The sequence below is a fragment of the Nakamurella multipartita DSM 44233 genome, from assembly GCF_000024365.1.
Classification (GTDB): Bacteria; Actinomycetota; Actinomycetes; order Mycobacteriales; family Nakamurellaceae; genus Nakamurella; species Nakamurella multipartita.
This window is the reverse complement of the sequence record NC_013235.1, coordinates 1976095-1993054: the sequence shown is the minus strand read 5'-3', so window position 1 is coordinate 1993054 and position 16960 is coordinate 1976095. Positions and strand designations below refer to the sequence as shown.

Sequence of the window (16960 nt, the reverse complement as noted above, 5' to 3'; positions counted from 1 at the left end):
CACTGTCTCAAAGGTAAAGAGATGGTCAAGGAGGGTCATGGCGCCGCTGTCCCCGGTGCCGCCCAGCGAGTACGACTCGCCCGCGGTGCGCGCCCAACGCCGGTTGGATCGCGCCCGCCGGCGGGCGCGCCGGCGAGCCGCCTGGTGGTACTCGCCGATGATCATCGGCTGCCTGCTGGCCGGCCTCTGGGGCCTGCTCAAGACCGACCAGTACCTGGCCGACCAACTCTTCTGGCCGTCGGCCGGTGCCCAGTTCGTGCCGGTCGGACCGGACCCGGACCGGGCCGACGAGACCGGCGGCCCGATCGTGGTGGTGGCCGGCGGCCTGAACCGCAAGAGCGGCACCGGACCGGCCCTGGCCCTGCGGCCGGCCCTGACCGCCGGCTCCGACCGGGACGGCCAGAGCCCGACCCGGGTGTTCAGCCTGGTGTACGGCAGCGGCATCAACGACCGGGACATCCAGGACAAGTTCGACGCGCTGATCAGCCGGACCCAGCCGGACCGGGTCGACTTCTTCGGCAGCAGCATGGGCGGCGACGTCGTGCTCGCCCTGGCCCGGCACCTGCGTCAGAGCCAACACGACTGGCGCTCGTCCCGGGCGGCGGAGCCCACCCCGGACGCCCGACCGATCCCGGCCCAGGTCAGGTCCGGGTCCACCGGTCCGATCCCCGTCACCACCTTCGCCGGCCGGGCCGCCGGACCCGACGCCGCCACCCGCACCGACACCGACACCGACGGCTCGACGTCGGGGCAACCGCCCGCTCCGCCCCAGCTGGGCACCATCTACCTGGACTGCACGCCCTTGTCCGTCGCCGACGTGCGGGATTCCGGCCGGACCCAGGCGGACGCACTGACCGGCCTGTCCGAGGCACTGCAGACCGACGGCGGGGTCGGACTGCGGTTGACCGCCGAAGTGCTGGCGCAGCAACGGCAGTGGTCCGCCGGCCGGTTCCCCTTCGTGGACGTGCGCTGGGCCGAGCTGACCGACAAGGTCGTCCAGGTGTGGCGGGACAAGATCGACGGCCCCGGCGTCTCCACCCAGCTGATCAAGGATCAGTACGGAGTCATCCGCCGCACCGACATCGACGCCATCGCCGCCGATCTGGGGGCCGGCACCCGCATCGTCTACCTGCGCCCGGAAAAGGCCACCGACGACCGGGTCGTCCGGGTGTCCGCGGCCGAGCAGACCCTGCGCCGGCTGGCCGACGAGCATGGCCTGATGGTGCAGATCGCCCTGATCCCCGGCGGGCACCACGCCAGCGCGGAGAGCAACACCTCGGCCTATCTGGACGTTCTCGAATCGTTGCGAACCGTCCGCGGCAGCTGATCGGGCGCGAGCGGGCCCGGGTGTTTCCGAATTGTTACCGAATCATTCGGAGCATATGACGCCGGGGCGAAATCGGATTTGTTCGGACGCGAACGAGAATTGGAAACGGATTGGAAACGTTCGCGTCACGTGGCCACCGACCCGATCGCCCGGCCCCGCCGCGGCGCGGCCACCACCACCCCGTCCCCGCGATCGAACCCATTGAACTGGGGAAACACCGGATCTCTGGCGCCGCCGCCGGCCGGTCCGCAGGGACCGGTCGGCCGCGCCGGCGCCGCCGACCGGCACTCGGGGGATATATCTGGACCGCCCCGGCGGATATATCTTGCCTGAATGGCCGGGCCGTTGGATGCTGATCCCAACGAAATCCCGGACGCCTCGAAAGCCGCCTGGCGAAAATGAACCAGGCAATTCGAGAACATTTCGTCGATGTCGCACACCATTCCCGTCATCCGGTGCCCGTAGTCGCGCCCGGCCCGTTGTCGATCCGTAGGAGCAGAGCATGACCGACAAGCAGGTGACCGACACCCCCGTCGCGGGAGCAGTCGCCGAGCACCATCATCTGTCCATGCACGACATCACCCCGGACCATCCCGCCGGCGCGGGGGTGATCAAGCCCGGTTACGACGACCGGCTCACCAACGAGGACCTGGCCCCGCTGCGCAAGCAGACCTGGGGTTCCTACAACTTCTTCGCTTTCTGGATGTCCGACGTGCACAGCGTCGGCGGGTACGTCACCGCGGGCAGCCTGTTCGCCCTGGGCCTGGCCGCCTGGCAGGTGCTGGTCGCCCTGCTGGTCGGCATCACCATCGTGTATTTCCTGTGCAACCTGGTGGCCCGGCCCTCGCAGGCCACCGGCACTCCCTACCCGGTCGCCTCCCGGATCTCCTTCGGCGTGCTCGGGGCGAACATCCCCGCGATTATCCGCGGCCTCATCGCGGTGGCCTGGTACGGCATCCAGACCTACCTGGCCTCGGTGGCGCTGGTCCTGCTGGCGATCAAGCTCTGGCCCGGGCTCGCGCCCTACGCCGAGACCGCGCAGCACGGTTTTGCCGGGTTGTCGCTGCTGGGCTGGATCGGCTTCATGATCATGTGGGTCGCCCAGGCCGTCGTCTTCTGGCGGGGCATGGAGGCCATCCGCAAGTTCATCGACTTCTGCGGACCCGCCGTGTACGTGGTCATGTTCGCGCTGGCCATCTACCTGGTCGCCGCGGCCGGCTGGGAGAACATCGACTTCAACCTGGCCGAGGGCGGCTTGACCCTGACCGGCTGGGCCGTCATCCCCGTGCTGCTGTCCGCGATCGCCCTCGTCGTCTCCTACTTCTCGGGCCCGATGCTGAACTACGGCGACTTCGCCCGCTACGGCAAGTCGTTCGGCGCGGTCAAGAAGGGCAACTTCCTGGGTCTGCCGGTCAACTTCCTGGTCTTCTCGCTGCTGGTCGTGGTGACCGCGGCGGCCACCCGGCCGGTGTTCGGCGAGCTGATCATCGATCCGGTGCACACCGTGGCCCGGCTGGACAACGTCTACGCCGTCATCCTGGGCGCGCTGACCTTCATGATCGCCACCGTCGGCATCAACATCGTGGCCAACTTCGTCTCCCCCGCCTTCGACTTCTCCAACGTCAACCCGCAGAAGATCTCCTGGCGGATGGGCGGCATGATCGCCGCGATCGGCTCCGTGCTGATCACCCCGTGGAACCTGTACAACTCGCCGCAGACCATCCACTACACGCTGGACATCCTGGGCGCCTTCATCGGCCCGCTGTACGGCGTCCTGATCGCCGACTACTACCTGGTCAAGCGGCGTCGGGTGAACGTGGACGCGCTGTACACCCTGAGCCCGAACGGCACCTACCACTACCGCAAGGGCTACAACCCGGTCGCCGTCGTGGCCACCGCGGTCGCCGCCCTGGCCGGTGTGCTGGTCGTCTTCTTCGCCTCCACCGAGGCCGCGACCTACACCTGGTTCATCGGCGCCGGGCTGGGCTTCGTCCTCTACATGGTCGGCAGCAAGCTGTTCTCGGTGCAGGCCAACTACCCGACGGCCGAGCAGATGGGCACCGCCGCCTGACCGCTGGGCCGACCCGCCCGCTCGGGGGTGGCTCGCCGCTGGCCGGACCATCCGGCCGGCGGCGAGCCGGTTCGCTCCCCTTCCTTCTCCGCTGCCTTTCTTCCTTCCGTTCCGCCGCTCTTCCTCCCGTGCGACGCCCCGCCCCTCGACGAACAAGGACCCCGCTGTGCTCATCAAGGTGATCAACCCGAATACCACGGCCTCGATGACCGAGAAGATCGGCGCCTGCGCCACCGCGGTGGCCGCGCCCGGCACCGTCATCCAGGCGGTCAACCCGACGATGGGCCCGGCCTCCATCGAGAGCCACTACGACGAGGCGCTGGCCGTGCCCGGGCTGCTGGAGCAGATCGCCCTCGGTGAGGCCGAGGGTGTCGACGGGTACGTCATCGCCTGTTTCGGCGATCCCGGCCTGGACGCGGCCCGCGAGCTGGCCCGGGGTCCGGTGATCGGCATCGCCGAGGCGGCGATGCACACCGCGAGCTTCCTGGGCCGCGGGTTCAGCGTGGTCACCACGTTGGGCCGGACCGCCGGGCGAGCCTGGGAACTGGCCCACCGCTACGGCATGGCCGGCTTCTGCAAGAACGTCCGCGCCTGCGAGATCCCGGTGCTGGACCTGGAGATCCCCGGATCCTCCGCCCGGGAGACCATCACCCAGGAGTGCAAGCGAGCCGTCGAGGACGACCAGGCCGACGTCATCGTGCTCGGCTGCGCCGGCATGGCCGACCTGTGCCGGTACATCACCGACCAGGTCGGGGTCCCGGTCGTCGACGGCGTCGCCGCCGCCACCCGCACCGTCGAGTCGCTGGTGGCCATGGGCCTGGCCACCAGTACCCGCTCGGAGTACGCGGCCCCGCCGGTCAAGCAGTACGTCGGCCTGCTCGACGGTTTCACCGTCGAGCGCTGACCGGCCCCGGTCGCCGAGACCCTTCGCACCGCGCAACCGAACCAGACCCCACCGCCCGAACGCCACCGCCCGAACCACACGGCCCGAACCACACCGCCGGACCCGCCGGGGCGGGGTTGGGGCGCCGCCGGTCCGGTTCGGGCGGACAATGACCGGATGGTTGCTGCCCCGCCGAACGGCCCCGATGTGAATGCGCGCGCATCCACCCACTCCCCGCTGATGGGCATCCTGCGAGCCGAGCGGGCCGGACTGTCCCAGCAGGCCATCCTCACCGAGCTGCGACGGGCGATCCTGTCCGGTGATGTCGCCCCCGGCACTCAGGTCCCGATGGACGAGGTCGCCGAGCTGTTCGGGGTGAGCCGGATCCCGATCCGCGAATCGCTCAAGACTCTGATCGGCGAGGGCCTGGTCGACCACCAGCCACGAGCCGGGTACACCGTCGCCCGGCTCACCCCCCAGGAGTTCCGCGAGCTCTACATCGTCCGTGGGGTGCTGGGGATCGCCGCGTTGTCGGCCGCGATCGACTCGGCCGGACCCGATGACGACCGGGAGGCGGCCGAGGCCCTGCACGCCCTGGACCGAGCGATGCAGAACCGGGACTACCGCGCCTACCAGCGCGACAGCCGCCGATTCCACTTCGCGCTGGCCACGCCGTGCCGGATGCCCCGGCTGATGCACATGATCGAGCTGGTCTGGAACATCACCGAGCCGATCCAGCCGATGGCCCACATCCGCCAGCGGGACCGGGACGAGCTGCACGGCGAGCACCGCGACATGCTCGACGCGTTCGTCGCCCGGGACCGGGCGCGACTGCTGCGCATCACCCGCCAGCACCTGGACGAACTCGAGACGACCGTCTCCGACCTGTCCGCCACCGACCTGTTCGACTCACCCGCCGGCTGACCGGACGCGGACCGGGCACGGACCGGGCACGGACCGGCGCCGATTCGGACCGGGCACGAACTGATGCTGATTCGGGCCGGACCCGGGCCGCCGCTCAGCCGCTGCCCACCAGTTCGCCGCCCCGCTCGACCGACGCGGTGTCGCGCAGGCCCCACGGATCCTCGTCGGCATACCGCTCGGGCGGCAGCGTCTCATCGGAATCGGCCGGGGCCGCCTCCGGGGCGCCGCGGTTGGCCGCCTCCTGGTCGGTGGCCGCCTCCTCGCGGGATTCCGCGGCCGCGCCGCCGGTCGTCCAGCTGTCGGTGCTCCGGCGGGCGATGCGACCGCCGACCTTGGCCACGTCCAGGCCGATCGCGTCCGCCTTGATCTCGGTGAAGTACTGGGTGACGCCGTCCTTGTCGAACCGGCGGGTGGCGATGCGCCCGCACACGATCACCGGGTCACCCCGGCGGACGGTACCCAGCACCGCCGTGGCCAGGGCCTTCCAACAGACCACGCTGACCCCGAACTCGTCACCATCGACCCATTCCTGGATCCCCCGGTCGAACCGGCGCTCGGTGGCCACCACCCGCAGGCTGACCCGGTCACCGGTGGGACCGGAGGACAGTTGCGGGTCCGTGCCGGCCCGTCCGACCAGCGTGATCGACGCTGCATGACTCATGTGTTCGCCCCTCGACTCTCGAGCCGGGCCGGTCGCCCGGTGTCGGTCCCGACGCTGCCAGCCGGCCGGGGCGCCGGCGAGTGTCGAGACGGCAATGTGGATGAGATTCGGACATGTGGACAACCCGACCGGCGGGGTCCGGCCGCCCCTGCGCCACCAACCCCACGCACATAGCCCCAGGCGCATAGCCCGACGCACATCACCCCAACGCCCGACACCGCCGCGTGGACCGCAGTGCGGGGTGCGGCGCGGGGTGCAGCCGAGCGCCGAGGTCAGAGCCGCTCGAAGGGCGCCGCGTAGCGGAAGGTGCCGGTCAGCCGCGGGCGCCCCGGCGCCAGGACCAGGGCCTGGAAATGCTCGCCCCAGGCGGGGTCCGGCGCGGTGATGCCCGCCTCGGCCGCCGGCCGGAAGCCGAAACGGCCGTAGAAGGCCGGGTCGCCGAGCAGCACCAGGGCAAGCTCTGCCCGGTGGGCCGCCCGGTCGATCAAGTCGGCCAGCAGGGCCCGGCCGACGCCGGTGCCCTGATCGGCCGGGCGCACGGCCACCGGGCCCACCCCGACCAACCGGCGGGTGGCGCCGGCCGGCGCCGGGTCGGTCAGCGTCCCGTAGCTGCAGGTCAGCTGGCCGACGACGACCCCGTCCCGGTCGGCGACCAGGCACAGGTCGGGGATCCGGTCGGGATCGGTGCGCAGCTCGTCGTTAAGTCCGACCTCCAGCACCCGGCCGTCCACCGCCGGGAAGGCCGCACCGATGATCGCCTGCACGGCGGCCGCGTCGGCCGGGGTTTCCGGACGGACTCGCACCGTCATGAGCGTCCGGGCGTGTCCCGCTCGGCGAGCTGGGCCAGCATCCGGTTGTAGGCGTCGAGCTCCTCGTCGGCGCCCCGGTCACCCTTGCGGTCGGACCGGCGCGCTTCCTTCTCGTCGCTGCGGGCCCACTGCGAGAGCAACGCGATCATCACGATGATGATCGGGATCTCGGTGGCCCCCCAGGCGATCGCCCCGCCCAGACGCTGCTCGGCGACCAGATCGGTCACCCAGGGCAGGCCCAGTCCGGTGTAGTAGTCGGCCGCCATCGCGGTGTGCGAGTTCATCAGGGCCAGGCCGAAGAACGCGTGGAACGGCAGCGCCCCCAGCAGCATGGCCAGCTTGACGAACGGCGACAGCTGCCGCGGCGCCGGGTCCACCCCGATGATCACCCAGTAGTACAGGTACCCGACGACCAGGAAATGCACGCTCATCAGCACGTGGCCCACGTGCGAGGTGATCATGATCTCGAACAGCGGGGTGAAGTAGAGCAGGTAGAACGACACCACGAACAGCACGAACACCACGATCGGGTGGGTCACGAACCGGACGAAGCGGCTGTGCATCGCCGACACGATGCCCTCCCGCAAGCCCGGCACCTGGTCCCGGCCGGCCGCCGGCAGCGCCCGCAGCGTCAGCGTGACCGGGCCTCCGAGCACCAGCAGGATCGGCGCGACCATGCCCAGCACCATGTGCTCGATCATGTGCATCGAGAACTCGGCGATGCCGTACCGGGCCAGGCCGGAGGAGGTGGCGATCAGCAGCATCGCGCAGCCGACCAGCCAGGCGGCCGTGCGTCCCGGCGGCCAGTACACGCCGTTGCGGCGCAGCCGGCGCACCCCGATCAGGTACAGCACGGCGGCGACGACCGAGGCGGTGCCCAGCAACCAGTCGAACCGCCAGCCCAGGGCCAGGCTCAGTGGCGTCGGCGGACCGTCCAGCGAGAACCCCAGCGCCAGTTCCAGGTCGGACGGGGCGGCGCCGCTCGGTGGCGGCGTGGCCGTGCGGGCCAGCGCGGACGCGACCCCGATGGTGGCCGCCATGATCAACACCTCGACCACGGCCAACCGGATCAGCGGGCGCCGCTCGCCGCGAGCGACGGCCGGCAGGGTGTGCCGCCGGTGCAGGTAGCCGATGATTCCGAGCACGGTCAGCAGACCGGCCTTGAGCAGCACGAGCCGGCCGTAGGGCGTCGTCCACAGGTCGGACAGGTAGGTGATCCGCAGCCAGGCGTTGCCGAATCCGGAGGCCGCAACGGCGATGAAGGCAACCAGCGCGATGCTGGAGTACCGCCGGGCCACGACGTCGAGATGGGCGACGCGTTGCCGGGCCAGGCCCAGGAAGGCGACCAGCCCGCCGACCCACAGGCTGATCCCGACCAGGTGGTAGATCATGCTGTCCACGGCGACGTCGTGATCGCCGGACGAGGCCGAATGACCCGAGTCGGCCTGCGGCACCAGCGCGACCAGGGCCAGCACCAGCAATACGGCCGCCCACCCGGGGTGCAGCACGGCCCGGGCCAGGATGGCGATCAGCAGTGCGGCGATCCCCGCGATGAGCGCGGCCCGGACGCTGTTGAGCGCGGAGATGCCACTGATCACCCAGTCCGCGGACAACGACTGGTTGACCGGCCGCCCGAGGGTGTCCGACAGGATCAGCGGGATCAGCGCGAACGAGCCGACCGCCCACACCGTCGCGGACAGCGACGCGGCCTTGATCGCCCGGTAGCCGCCGACGTCCAGGAAGCCGTTGCGCTGAGCCGGCGCCAGCCAGGCCGCCGCGAGCAGCCAGCCCACGGTGACCGCCGCCGCGAAGTCGACGATCGCCTTCACCGCCGGCAGCGCCAGATCGGTGAACTCCCCGGCGGTCGGCAGCCCGGCCACCTGTACCCGGGGTGGGGCGATGGCGGCCAGTCCGGCGGCGACGCACAGGGCGATGGCCGCGGCGGCCAGCACCACCGCGGTCACCGACCACGGGTCGCTCCGGTCGCGACCCGGGTCCGTGACCGTCGGGTCCGCGGTCGGTGTCGCGTTCGGGATCGGGGTCTTCGAGATCGGCACCGGTTCCGTGGTCGACGGCGGGGTGGGGTCGGTCACCGGGCGCTGACCCTCGGTCAGCTCCTCCGGTGTCACGTCACCGGCGTCGGGCGACGTCCACTTCGGCACGAGATCACGATACGTCGCCGATGCGGCCGACCCGACCCGCCGCCTTCCCCAGGCCCGCGACGAGTGACCAAGGACCCTGGTGAATCCTTCGGCGCGACGGCGAGCCTGGGGACAGGAGGCGGCGAAGCGCCGTGTCCGGCCAACCCGCAGGAGGACACCGATGTCCGCAACCGTGTCATCGACGATCGTGGTCGGCGTCGACGGCTCTCCCGAGTCCGCCGTGGCGTCGGAGTGGGCGGCCACCGAGGCCGACCGGCGACACGCCGAGCTGGTCGTGCTGACCGCGTGCGCGCCGTACCCGGCCGGGCTCCCCGGAGTTCCCGACGCCGGCGAATACCTTGTTCGTTCCGAGCGGGCCGGGGTCGAGATGGTCAGCGGCTCCACCCATCGCCTCCAGGCGCGACACCCCGGATTGGTGGTCACCGGCCGCTTTCTGGCCCGGGATCCGCGGACGGCCCTGGTCGCGGCCAGCGAGTCGGCGGTGCTGACCGTGGTCGGTACCCGCGGCACCGGGCGCCTGCACGCGGTGCTGGTCGGGTCGGTCGCCCTGCACCTGGCCTCGCAGGCCCGGTCCCCCGTCGCGGTCATCCCGCACCGCGCCGTCCCGGCGACCGGCCCGGTGCTGGTCGGGGTCGATCCGCGCGGCGGGAACCAACCGGCGATCGACCTGGCCTTCGACGAGGCCGCCCGGCGCGACGCCGAGCTGGTGGCCGTGCTGGCCGGTGACCGGGTCGTCGGCCATCAGGGGTTCGCGCGCCGCCCGGTCCAGCCGTTGCCGGTGGAGATCGAAAGCGAGCAGGCGGTGCTGGCCGAGCAGCTGTGTGGATGGCGCGAGAAGTACCCGGAGGTGCGGGTGACGCCGATGCTGATGAATGGCCGGGTGGCCGACTGCCTGGCCCGCTTCGCCGACCTGACCGGCCACCCCCAACCCCAGCTGACCGTGGTCGGCAATCGTGGCCATGGCTCGATGGCCGGCCTGATCCTGGGGTCGACCAGCCACGACATCATCGCCGCGGGCACCGGCCCGGTGCTGGTGGTGCCGGCCTCCGCCCGCCGCTTCGCCGAGGCGCGATGAGCGAGCACCCCCACCACCCGACGCGCGCCCAGGCGGTCGACTGGGAACGACCGGTGGACGACAGCGCGATCGCGGCGCGGCTGGACGCGCTGGCCGCCGACGACATCGATCCGGAGGAGCGGCTGGACACGCTGGACGTGCTGGCCGAGGAGCTCGTCGGGCGCACCGGTGCGACGGCGACCGGTCTGAAGGAACGCATCCGGCGGCTACGGGAGCAGACCGCACAGGACGCCGTCGGGACCGGCGAGGGCTCCTGAACTGCCGGAGGACCTTCGCCTCTGCTCACCGAATGGACCCGACGTCATGCTGAATTCGCAGGCAGCGGGGTTGCGCGGAAGGGACGGCATCATGACTTCGTCGGAGAACTACCGGGCCAACCGCGAGGCAATCAGCGATGTGGCCGCCCGCTCGGGCGGCGTGTCACCGCACGATCGGGCCGTCGAGCGGTACCTCATCGCTGCCCAGATCCGGGCCGGCCACCCCATCGCCACCACCACCGGGCCCACCGGGCCCACCGGCCGGGCGGCAACCGTACCGGAGGATGCCAAGGCGGGCGATCCGCCCTCGGCGTCGACCGAACCCGCGCCGCGGCTGCCCGACCAGCGCTTTCCCCGGGACGCGATCGTGGTCGGTCTCGACGGGTCGGCCGGCGCCGATGCGGCCGCCGGCTGGGCGGCCGACGAGGCGGCACGGCGCCTGGCCCCGCTGCTGCTGGTGCACGCTTACCACCTGCCCACGGTCGGCGCCTACCCCGGTTACGACTTCGTGCCCACCGACTACCTGGATCAGCTGCGGGCGGCCGGAGCCCGGCTGCTGGCCGACACCGCGGACCATCTGCGGGTCGTCCACCCGTCGATGACCGTCATGACCTCCCTGCATCACGGGTCCGCGGTGGTCGCGCTGCGCGAGGCGTCCGAGCACGCGCAGCTCACCGTCGTCGGCAACGCTCCACCGTCCCGCTTCACCGGCGTGCTGCTCGGCTCGGTCGCCCTGGCCGTCACGTCCAGCAATCCGGTCCCGGTGGCCGTCATTCCCAGCGGGTCGGCGCCGGCCCGCGGCCCGATCGTGGTCGGGGTCGACGGTTCGCCGCTGAGCGAGGCCGCGGTCGGGTTCGCCTTCGACGAAGCCGCCCTGCGGGGCGTGGACCTGATCGCCGTGCATGCCTGGAACGACGTGTATCTGGACAACCAGGGTCTGCAGCCGCTGCTGGTCGACCCGCGCACGCTGGAGGACCAGGAGCGGGCGCTGCTCAGCGAGCGACTGGCCGGCTGGGCCGAGAAGTATCCCGATGTGGTGGTGCACCGGGAGCTTCGCCACCAGCGGCCCACGACCGCGCTGCTCGAACACAGCCGCACCGCGCAGCTGGTGGTTGTCGGCAGCCGCGGCCGAGGCGGGTTCTCCGGCATGTTGCTCGGTTCGACCAGCCACGCCCTAGCCTCCCACGCGCACTGTCCGGTGATCGTCATCCGTCGGCCCTCCGCCTGAGCGCCCGGGCGACCGTTCACCGTCCGGAGCCCGCCCGGATCGGAATGATGCCGGGACAATGGATCCGGGGCCGGGCGAGCGAAGGGGTCGGTGGGCCATGCAGGCGTGGGTGGTGCAACAGTGCGCGCCGATCGACCAGGGGCCGCTGCGGCGGATCGAGCGGCCGGCCCCGGTACCCGGACCCGGTCAGGTCCGGGTAGCCGTGTCGTGCTGCGGGGTGTGTCGCACCGACCTGCACCTGGCCGAAGGCGATCTGCCGCCCCGGCGACCCGAGGTCACTCCCGGCCATGAGGTCGTCGGCCGGGTGGACGCGCTCGGCCCCGGAGCCACCCGATTCGCCGTCGGCGAGCGGGTGGGCGTGGCCTGGCTCGCCCGGACCGATCAGACCTGTCGCTACTGCCGCCGGGGTGATGAGAACCTCTGCGCGGAGCCGACCTTCACCGGCTGGGACGTCGACGGTGGCTACGCCGACCAGTGTCTGGTCGACGAGCGGTTCGCCTACCGCTTGCCCGAGCAGGTCTCGGACGAGCAGGCCGCTCCCCTGCTGTGCGCCGGCATCATCGGCTACCGCGCCCTGCGGGTCGCACAGGTCCCGGTCGGTGGACGTCTGGGCATCTACGGTTTCGGCGGAAGTGCCCATTTAACCGCGCAGATCGCCCTGCAGCTGGGCCTGCGGGTGCACGTGCTGACCCGGGGCGAGCACAACCGGGCCCTGGCCCGCGAGCTGGGCGCCGACTCCGTGGCAGACGCGACCGACGAGCCGCCGGAGCCGCTGGACGGGGCGATCCTGTTCGCGCCGGCCGGTGACCTGGTCCCGGTGGCCCTGCGCGCCTTGGACTCCGGGGCGACCCTGGCCGTCGCCGGCATCTGGTTGTCCGACATTCCCGCCCTGAACTATCAGCGGGAGCTGTTCCGGGAACGGCGACTGCGCAGCGTCACGGCCAACACTCGACGCGACGGTGAGGAGTTCCTCCGGCTCAGCGCCCGCTTCGGGATCACGGCCACCACCCACCGGTATCCAATGGCCCAGGCCCCGGCCGCGCTGGCCGATCTGGCCCACGGGCGGTTCGGCGGGGCGGCGGTGCTGTACCACTGACCGGCCCGCTCCGATCAGCTGGTGTCGTTGAGGCTGCGCATCATGCCGACGACGTCCTTGGCCAGCCCATCCCACCTCGCCGGCTCCACCGGCCGGTCCCCGTCGAGGGCCCGGATCTCGATGACCGCGCCGTCGGCCCGGGTCTCCCAGAAACACAAGCATGTGCCCAACACCGGCCCGACGGACTCGAACGATTTCGTCTCGTCGGTGAACGTCAGATTCCGTCCGTCGAAGACCGACTTCACCCATTGTTCGATCGTGATCGTCGGCTGGGCCTCGATGGTGCGGGTCCTCTTGGGGTTGGCGATGCCCAGTGGGAACAGCGGCAGCGTGGATTCTTGACTGGTCCGACCGGCGGCCGCCAGCACGTGATCGAGGAACGGACCGAACGCGGCGATCGTCGTGGCCTTGCGCAGCTCGGCCAGACTCGACCGGCTCAGGATCGGCACATTGAGCTTGGCCGCGGCCGGCCCCATCTCCGCCAGGTGCTCGCGCAATTCCTTGGCGAAGGCGTCGAAAGTCCGGTGAGACTTCACGATGAAGCCGAGCGATTCGGCGTTGGTGATCGTGCCGGTGAGCAGGAACTCCCGTAGGTCGGCGGCGTCGATGAGCCGGTGAAAGCCGTAGGGCTTCAATTCGTAGATGACGTCGTCGAGCCGATCGAGGATGCGCAACTCCCCGGCGACGTAGGTGCCCATCAATGCCACCAGCCCCTGGTACACCGGATCGCCCGGGGCCGATTGTCCTTGCTGAACCGCCCGGTCCAGGATCTGGAGCGTCGACCGGTCGATCGCCAGCGAAGGCGCGCCGTCGTCCGCATTCTCGTCCAGAGACGGCTGCAGCTTCTTCTTCTTGCCCTTGGTTCCGCCGGCCAGCTGGACCAGCGTGCCCATCAGGTCGATCAGGCGGTCCGGGCGAACCCCGACCGTGATATGGATGTTGGCGGCCAGGCCCTTGCGCCTCTGTTGAGGAGCCCAGCCGATCACGAATCCTCGGCCCTGGTCGAGGTACTGCCCGGGCCGCAGGTCACTCCATTCCTTGGTCACCGTGGTGCCGAGTTGCTGCATGATCTGCGGCAGACGATCGGGCTGCTTGTCCTCGTCGACCGGATCCGTGATGAACTCCGGGTACCAATTGCCGTCCCCGCCGTCCGGCGTGAGCCGCCACCCCGCCCCGGACCGGATCGTCTCGCCCTTGGTGATCGTCTGATCCTTCGACCGCTGCATTCCTGACTGCGGTTCGTCCTCCTCGCTGCTCTCCAGGAGCCAGTCGGTTTCGGCCCGCAGCGGACGCCCCGACGACGCATATTCCTTGCTGGGCTGCTTCGACTTCGCCGAAGTCGTCGGCGCGCTCAGGACCCGCCCCTTGGCCAGATCCAGGCCGAGTTCAAGCTCGAAACCCACCTTGCGCCGGATAGGCCCGACGAGCCCGGGCACCGGGGCCGGCGCGAACGGCGGCAGCGGCTCGCTGTCGGCCGCGGCCAGGTCCGGCGCCTCCGCCCGGTCCGCGCGCCGGTGACGGTGGCTCGGGGACTGGTCCGGGACCGGGCTGATCACCTGACCATTGAGCCACATTCCCGGCCGCCGCGCGCCGCGGAGCAGGACCTTGTTCCCTGGGCGCTTCCTGCCGATTCAGGTGAAATGGTGGTATGGCCCTGACAGCGGTGACGCCCGGCCTGGTGGGGGCGGTGATCAGGTTCGTCACCGCGGCGCACCACGGTCGAACCACCTCGGCCCGGCGATCGCCCGCCGTCGCATCGGTCACCCCATCGCCGGACCGCACGACGCCGAACCTCAAGCCACCCGGGGAGATCCGGACGACAGCCGGCTCGATCACTCCGGATCTGGCGCTGGCCCAAGCGGTCCGCGAGCAGCTGACCCGGCCCGGATCCGTCCCGGCCCCCCGGCAATTCGAGTTGATCATGGCCGAGAAGGCCTTTTACTCCTACCCCACCGGGCGGCCCGGTGGGGTGCTCAACCGCCGGTGGACGCCCTACCTGGCCGATGTGGACCCCTGCCCCTATCGCGAGATCGCCGACGGTTCCTGGCAACTCACGCGACCGGAGACCAGCGGCTCATCCCGGTGAGCCGCCGCGGCGCAGCCGGAACCCCAGCACGCTGGCCCCGATGACGGACATCCCGACCAGCAACAGGGCCCCGCCGGCACCGATCGCCCCGTCGGTGAGATCCAGGACCGCCTGCGGAACGACCACCGCCAGCGCCACCACGCCCACCACCAGCAGGCCGATCAGCCGGGTCCGCACGTATCCGACGAGCCCGCCCGCGGCCAGCACCGCCAGCAGCAGGTAGCCGGCGACGGCCGCAGCGGTCGACTCGCCGCCCACCGCGAGGATCTCGGCGGCCAGGAAGGCCACCGCGCACGCGCCGAACACCCCGACCGCCCGTTCGGCCACCAGCCCGCCGACGGAACCGGCCAGCCATCCCCCGGCCAGCACGGTCAGCGCGACACCGATGGCGACGGAGGGATTCTCGGTGGCGGTCAGCTGGTGCGCCGCCCACGCCGTCCAGGTGCCGACGGTCAGCACCGCGGAGAGCAACAGGGCCAGCTGGGTCAGCACCGCCGGGCACCAGGCGTAGGCGCCGATCAGCAGCACGGTGGCGGTGGCCGACATGACGCGGTCGGCCAGGTCCGGGCCGGCGATCACGGCCGCGGCGCCCGCGACGAGCACCGCGGCAACCACCAGGAACACCGCGACGACCCGGCGGCGCGGAGAGGGGTTCCCGGCCGCGCGCGGTCGCCAGCCCCCGGGGGTGGTCACCGATAGAGCCCCGGCGGCGAGCACCAGCAGCAGCCCCGGGCCGAGCAGGAGCGAAACCTGCAGCGCCGCAGTCAGACTGTCCCAGCGCGGACCCAGCAGGACCAGCACCGCCGCGACCACGAAGGCCCCACCGACATAGCCGCCCACCTCGGGCAGCACCGCCCGCCAGGCCGCCGCGCCTCGCTCGGTCGGAGGCAGCGTGGCCGGGGCGGCGTCCGCATAGTCGGTCCGGACCTCGACGGCCTGGTCGGCGGACAGCCGACCGGCCGCCACCAACCGCTCGAGCACGGCCTCGAGCCGTTCGACATCCGGAGTGCGCAGACCGGGACCAGTCACCCGCTCACCCTCTCGCCACCGACCCCGCGGGCGGTAGGGCAAATGGTCCCGGACGGTCCGCCGTGGGTCAGCGGGCCCGGTCGACGGCGTTCCGGACGACGATCACCGGGCACTGGCCGTGGGTGGCCAACGCGTGTCCGGTGGACCCGAGCAGCATCCCGGCGAACCCGCCGCGGCCGTGGCTGCCCACGACCATCGCGCCCGCGGAGTCGGCGTAGCCCAGCAACGCCTGCACGGGTCGCTGATGCAGCAGGACCTGCCGCACCGGGACGTCCGGGTACTTCTCCCCCCACCCGGCGAGGCGTTCACCGAGCAGAGCCCGCTCCTGCTCCAGCAGGGTCTGCGGATCGATCAGCAGCGGCTCCAACCGTCGGGAGTCCAGGTAGACATCGTTCCAGGCATGGACGGCAACCAGTTCGACGCCGCGCAGGGCGGCCTCGTCGAACGCGAACGCCACCGCCGCCTCGCTGAGCGGGGACCCGTCGACGCCGACGACGATCGGTCCGTCGGCCACCTGGTGCCCGGCATGGACCACCGCGACGGGAACCGGATTCGACGACGTCACGGCCAGGGCCACCGAACCGAGCAACGCACCGGCCACCCGGGACGACGGCGCGTTGCCGACGACCGTCAATCGCGCCTGCCCGGAGGCCTCCCGCAACGCCACCTCGGCGCGGCCGTGGACCAACGAGCGGACGACCGGCAGGTCCGGGTGGCGGCCCGCCACCTCCTCGCCGATGCGCCGGAGCAGGTGGTCGCCCGCGGCCCGCAGCTGTTCGAGCAGATCGTCCGGGACCGGGTTGTAGCCGGGGAAACCGCCGGTCGCCGGCAACCGGTAGGCGTGCACGAGCACCAGCGGGGCGTGTCGCCGCACCGCCTCGTCGGCGCCCCACGCAGCCGCCGCCCGGGCGCCGGCCGAGTCGTCGACGCCGACCACCACGGCACCCGCCGGGTACTCGGACCGCCGGTCGGTCCGGTCCGAACTCTCGTCGGCGACGGTCTGGGCGGCCGGCGGTGCCGCGGGCGGGGCGGCGGCGTCCGGCTGCGGGCGATCGCCGCGGGTCACGCCGTACTGCGCGGCGACCAGGTACTGCTGCAGCGCATGCTCATGGCTGGTCACCCCACCGGCTCGGGTGACCACCCCACGCTGCGCCTCGTGGACGGCCCGGGATTCCTCGAGCGGGTTCATGGCGGGTCCTTCCCCTCGACAGGCTGGCGATGTCCTGACGGTGCCCGACCACCGAGAACCCGGCCAGGGCCTTATGGCCCCGTCCCGGCAGGCATTCCGGACGACGGCGCAGTTCGGGTCCGCCCGACCACCGATCAGGACCTTGGCCCCTGGGGCCGGGGCC

At 71.6% G+C, this 16960-nt stretch carries 16 protein-coding genes; 9 read left to right on the top strand and 7 right to left on the bottom strand.

Translation table 11 applies throughout. The annotated features are described in order from the left end of the window. Positions 1 to 37 precede the first annotated feature (37 nt). Positions 38 to 1327 carry an alpha/beta fold hydrolase gene (locus NAMU_RS09070; RefSeq protein WP_015747107.1) on the top strand — a complete coding sequence of 430 codons (1290 nt, stop codon included), beginning with the start codon at positions 38 to 40 and terminating at the stop codon, positions 1325 to 1327. A 125-nt stretch (positions 1328 to 1452) separates the two neighbouring features. Here NAMU_RS09070 and NAMU_RS29160 read toward each other — a convergent pair whose 3' ends face one another. Next, complete coding sequence (locus tag NAMU_RS29160; protein WP_138180049.1) at positions 1453 to 1779, bottom strand: hypothetical protein; 327 nt, start codon at positions 1777 to 1779, stop codon at positions 1453 to 1455. A gap of 116 nt (positions 1780 to 1895) precedes the next feature. On the opposite strand from NAMU_RS29160, the gene NAMU_RS09065 reads away from it, so the two are divergent. From NAMU_RS09065 to NAMU_RS09055, 3 genes are all read left to right on the top strand, one after another. Then, positions 1896 to 3398 (top strand): NCS1 family nucleobase:cation symporter-1, encoded by a 1503-nt coding sequence (locus tag NAMU_RS09065; RefSeq protein ID WP_052308162.1) that lies wholly within the window; start codon positions 1896 to 1898, stop codon positions 3396 to 3398. Positions 3399 to 3564: 166 nt separating this feature from the next. Further along, positions 3565 to 4302 carry an aspartate/glutamate racemase family protein gene (locus NAMU_RS09060; RefSeq protein WP_015747105.1) on the top strand — a complete coding sequence of 246 codons (738 nt, stop codon included), beginning with the start codon at positions 3565 to 3567 and terminating at the stop codon, positions 4300 to 4302. A 156-nt stretch (positions 4303 to 4458) separates the two neighbouring features. Beyond that, positions 4459 to 5205 carry a GntR family transcriptional regulator gene (locus NAMU_RS09055; protein WP_015747104.1) on the top strand — a complete coding sequence of 249 codons (747 nt, stop codon included), beginning with the start codon at positions 4459 to 4461 and terminating at the stop codon, positions 5203 to 5205. Positions 5206 to 5299: 94 nt separating this feature from the next. On the opposite strand, the gene NAMU_RS27175 is transcribed toward NAMU_RS09055, so the two are convergent. The 3 genes from NAMU_RS27175 to NAMU_RS09040 all read right to left on the bottom strand — a co-directional run bounded on the left by NAMU_RS27175 (position 5300) and on the right by NAMU_RS09040 (position 8837). Further along, positions 5300 to 5866 (bottom strand): single-stranded DNA-binding protein, encoded by a 567-nt coding sequence (locus tag NAMU_RS27175; RefSeq protein ID WP_015747103.1) that lies wholly within the window; start codon positions 5864 to 5866, stop codon positions 5300 to 5302. A gap of 272 nt (positions 5867 to 6138) precedes the next feature. After that, complete coding sequence (locus NAMU_RS09045) at positions 6139 to 6675, bottom strand: GNAT family N-acetyltransferase (RefSeq protein ID WP_015747102.1); 537 nt, start codon at positions 6673 to 6675, stop codon at positions 6139 to 6141. Beyond that, entirely contained in the window at positions 6672 to 8837 is a 2166-nt protein-coding gene (locus tag NAMU_RS09040; RefSeq protein ID WP_138180047.1) for a cytochrome c oxidase assembly protein, read from the bottom strand. Before NAMU_RS09040 ends, NAMU_RS09045 begins: the two co-directional genes overlap by 4 nt. Before the next feature lie 160 nt (positions 8838 to 8997). Here NAMU_RS09040 and NAMU_RS09035 point away from each other — a divergent pair, with 160 nt between their 5' ends. From NAMU_RS09035 to NAMU_RS09020, 4 genes are all read left to right on the top strand, one after another. After that, a complete protein-coding gene (locus NAMU_RS09035; protein WP_015747100.1) occupies positions 8998 to 9912 on the top strand; it encodes a universal stress protein in 915 nt (304 codons plus the stop codon). Next, entirely contained in the window at positions 9909 to 10169 is a 261-nt protein-coding gene (locus NAMU_RS09030) for a hypothetical protein (protein ID WP_015747099.1), read from the top strand. Before NAMU_RS09035 ends, NAMU_RS09030 begins: the two co-directional genes overlap by 4 nt. Before the next feature lie 91 nt (positions 10170 to 10260). Then, a complete protein-coding gene (locus NAMU_RS09025; RefSeq protein ID WP_138180045.1) occupies positions 10261 to 11397 on the top strand; it encodes a universal stress protein in 1137 nt (378 codons plus the stop codon). A gap of 97 nt (positions 11398 to 11494) precedes the next feature. After that, a complete protein-coding gene (locus tag NAMU_RS09020; RefSeq protein ID WP_015747097.1) occupies positions 11495 to 12493 on the top strand; it encodes a zinc-dependent alcohol dehydrogenase family protein in 999 nt (332 codons plus the stop codon). A 14-nt stretch (positions 12494 to 12507) separates the two neighbouring features. On the opposite strand, the gene NAMU_RS09015 is transcribed toward NAMU_RS09020, so the two are convergent. After that, positions 12508 to 14049, bottom strand: coding sequence for a hypothetical protein (locus NAMU_RS09015; RefSeq protein ID WP_041368636.1), 1542 nt, complete (start codon positions 14047 to 14049; stop codon positions 12508 to 12510). Between the two features lie 92 nt (positions 14050 to 14141). On the opposite strand from NAMU_RS09015, the gene NAMU_RS09010 reads away from it, so the two are divergent. Beyond that, positions 14142 to 14579, top strand: coding sequence for a hypothetical protein (locus tag NAMU_RS09010; protein WP_015747095.1), 438 nt, complete (start codon positions 14142 to 14144; stop codon positions 14577 to 14579). Here the strand turns inward: NAMU_RS09010 and NAMU_RS09005 are convergent. Together NAMU_RS09005 and NAMU_RS09000 are read right to left on the bottom strand one after the other, a co-directional pair. Beyond that, on the bottom strand, positions 14568 to 15608 hold the full coding sequence (locus NAMU_RS09005) for a DUF2157 domain-containing protein (RefSeq protein ID WP_015747094.1): 1041 nt from the start codon (positions 15606 to 15608) through the stop codon (positions 14568 to 14570). The two genes, NAMU_RS09010 and NAMU_RS09005, sit on opposite strands and share 12 nt — an antisense overlap. A 67-nt stretch (positions 15609 to 15675) precedes the next feature. Continuing rightward, entirely contained in the window at positions 15676 to 16797 is a 1122-nt protein-coding gene (locus NAMU_RS09000; RefSeq protein ID WP_015747093.1) for a universal stress protein, read from the bottom strand. Between the last annotated feature and the right edge of the window lie 163 nt (positions 16798 to 16960).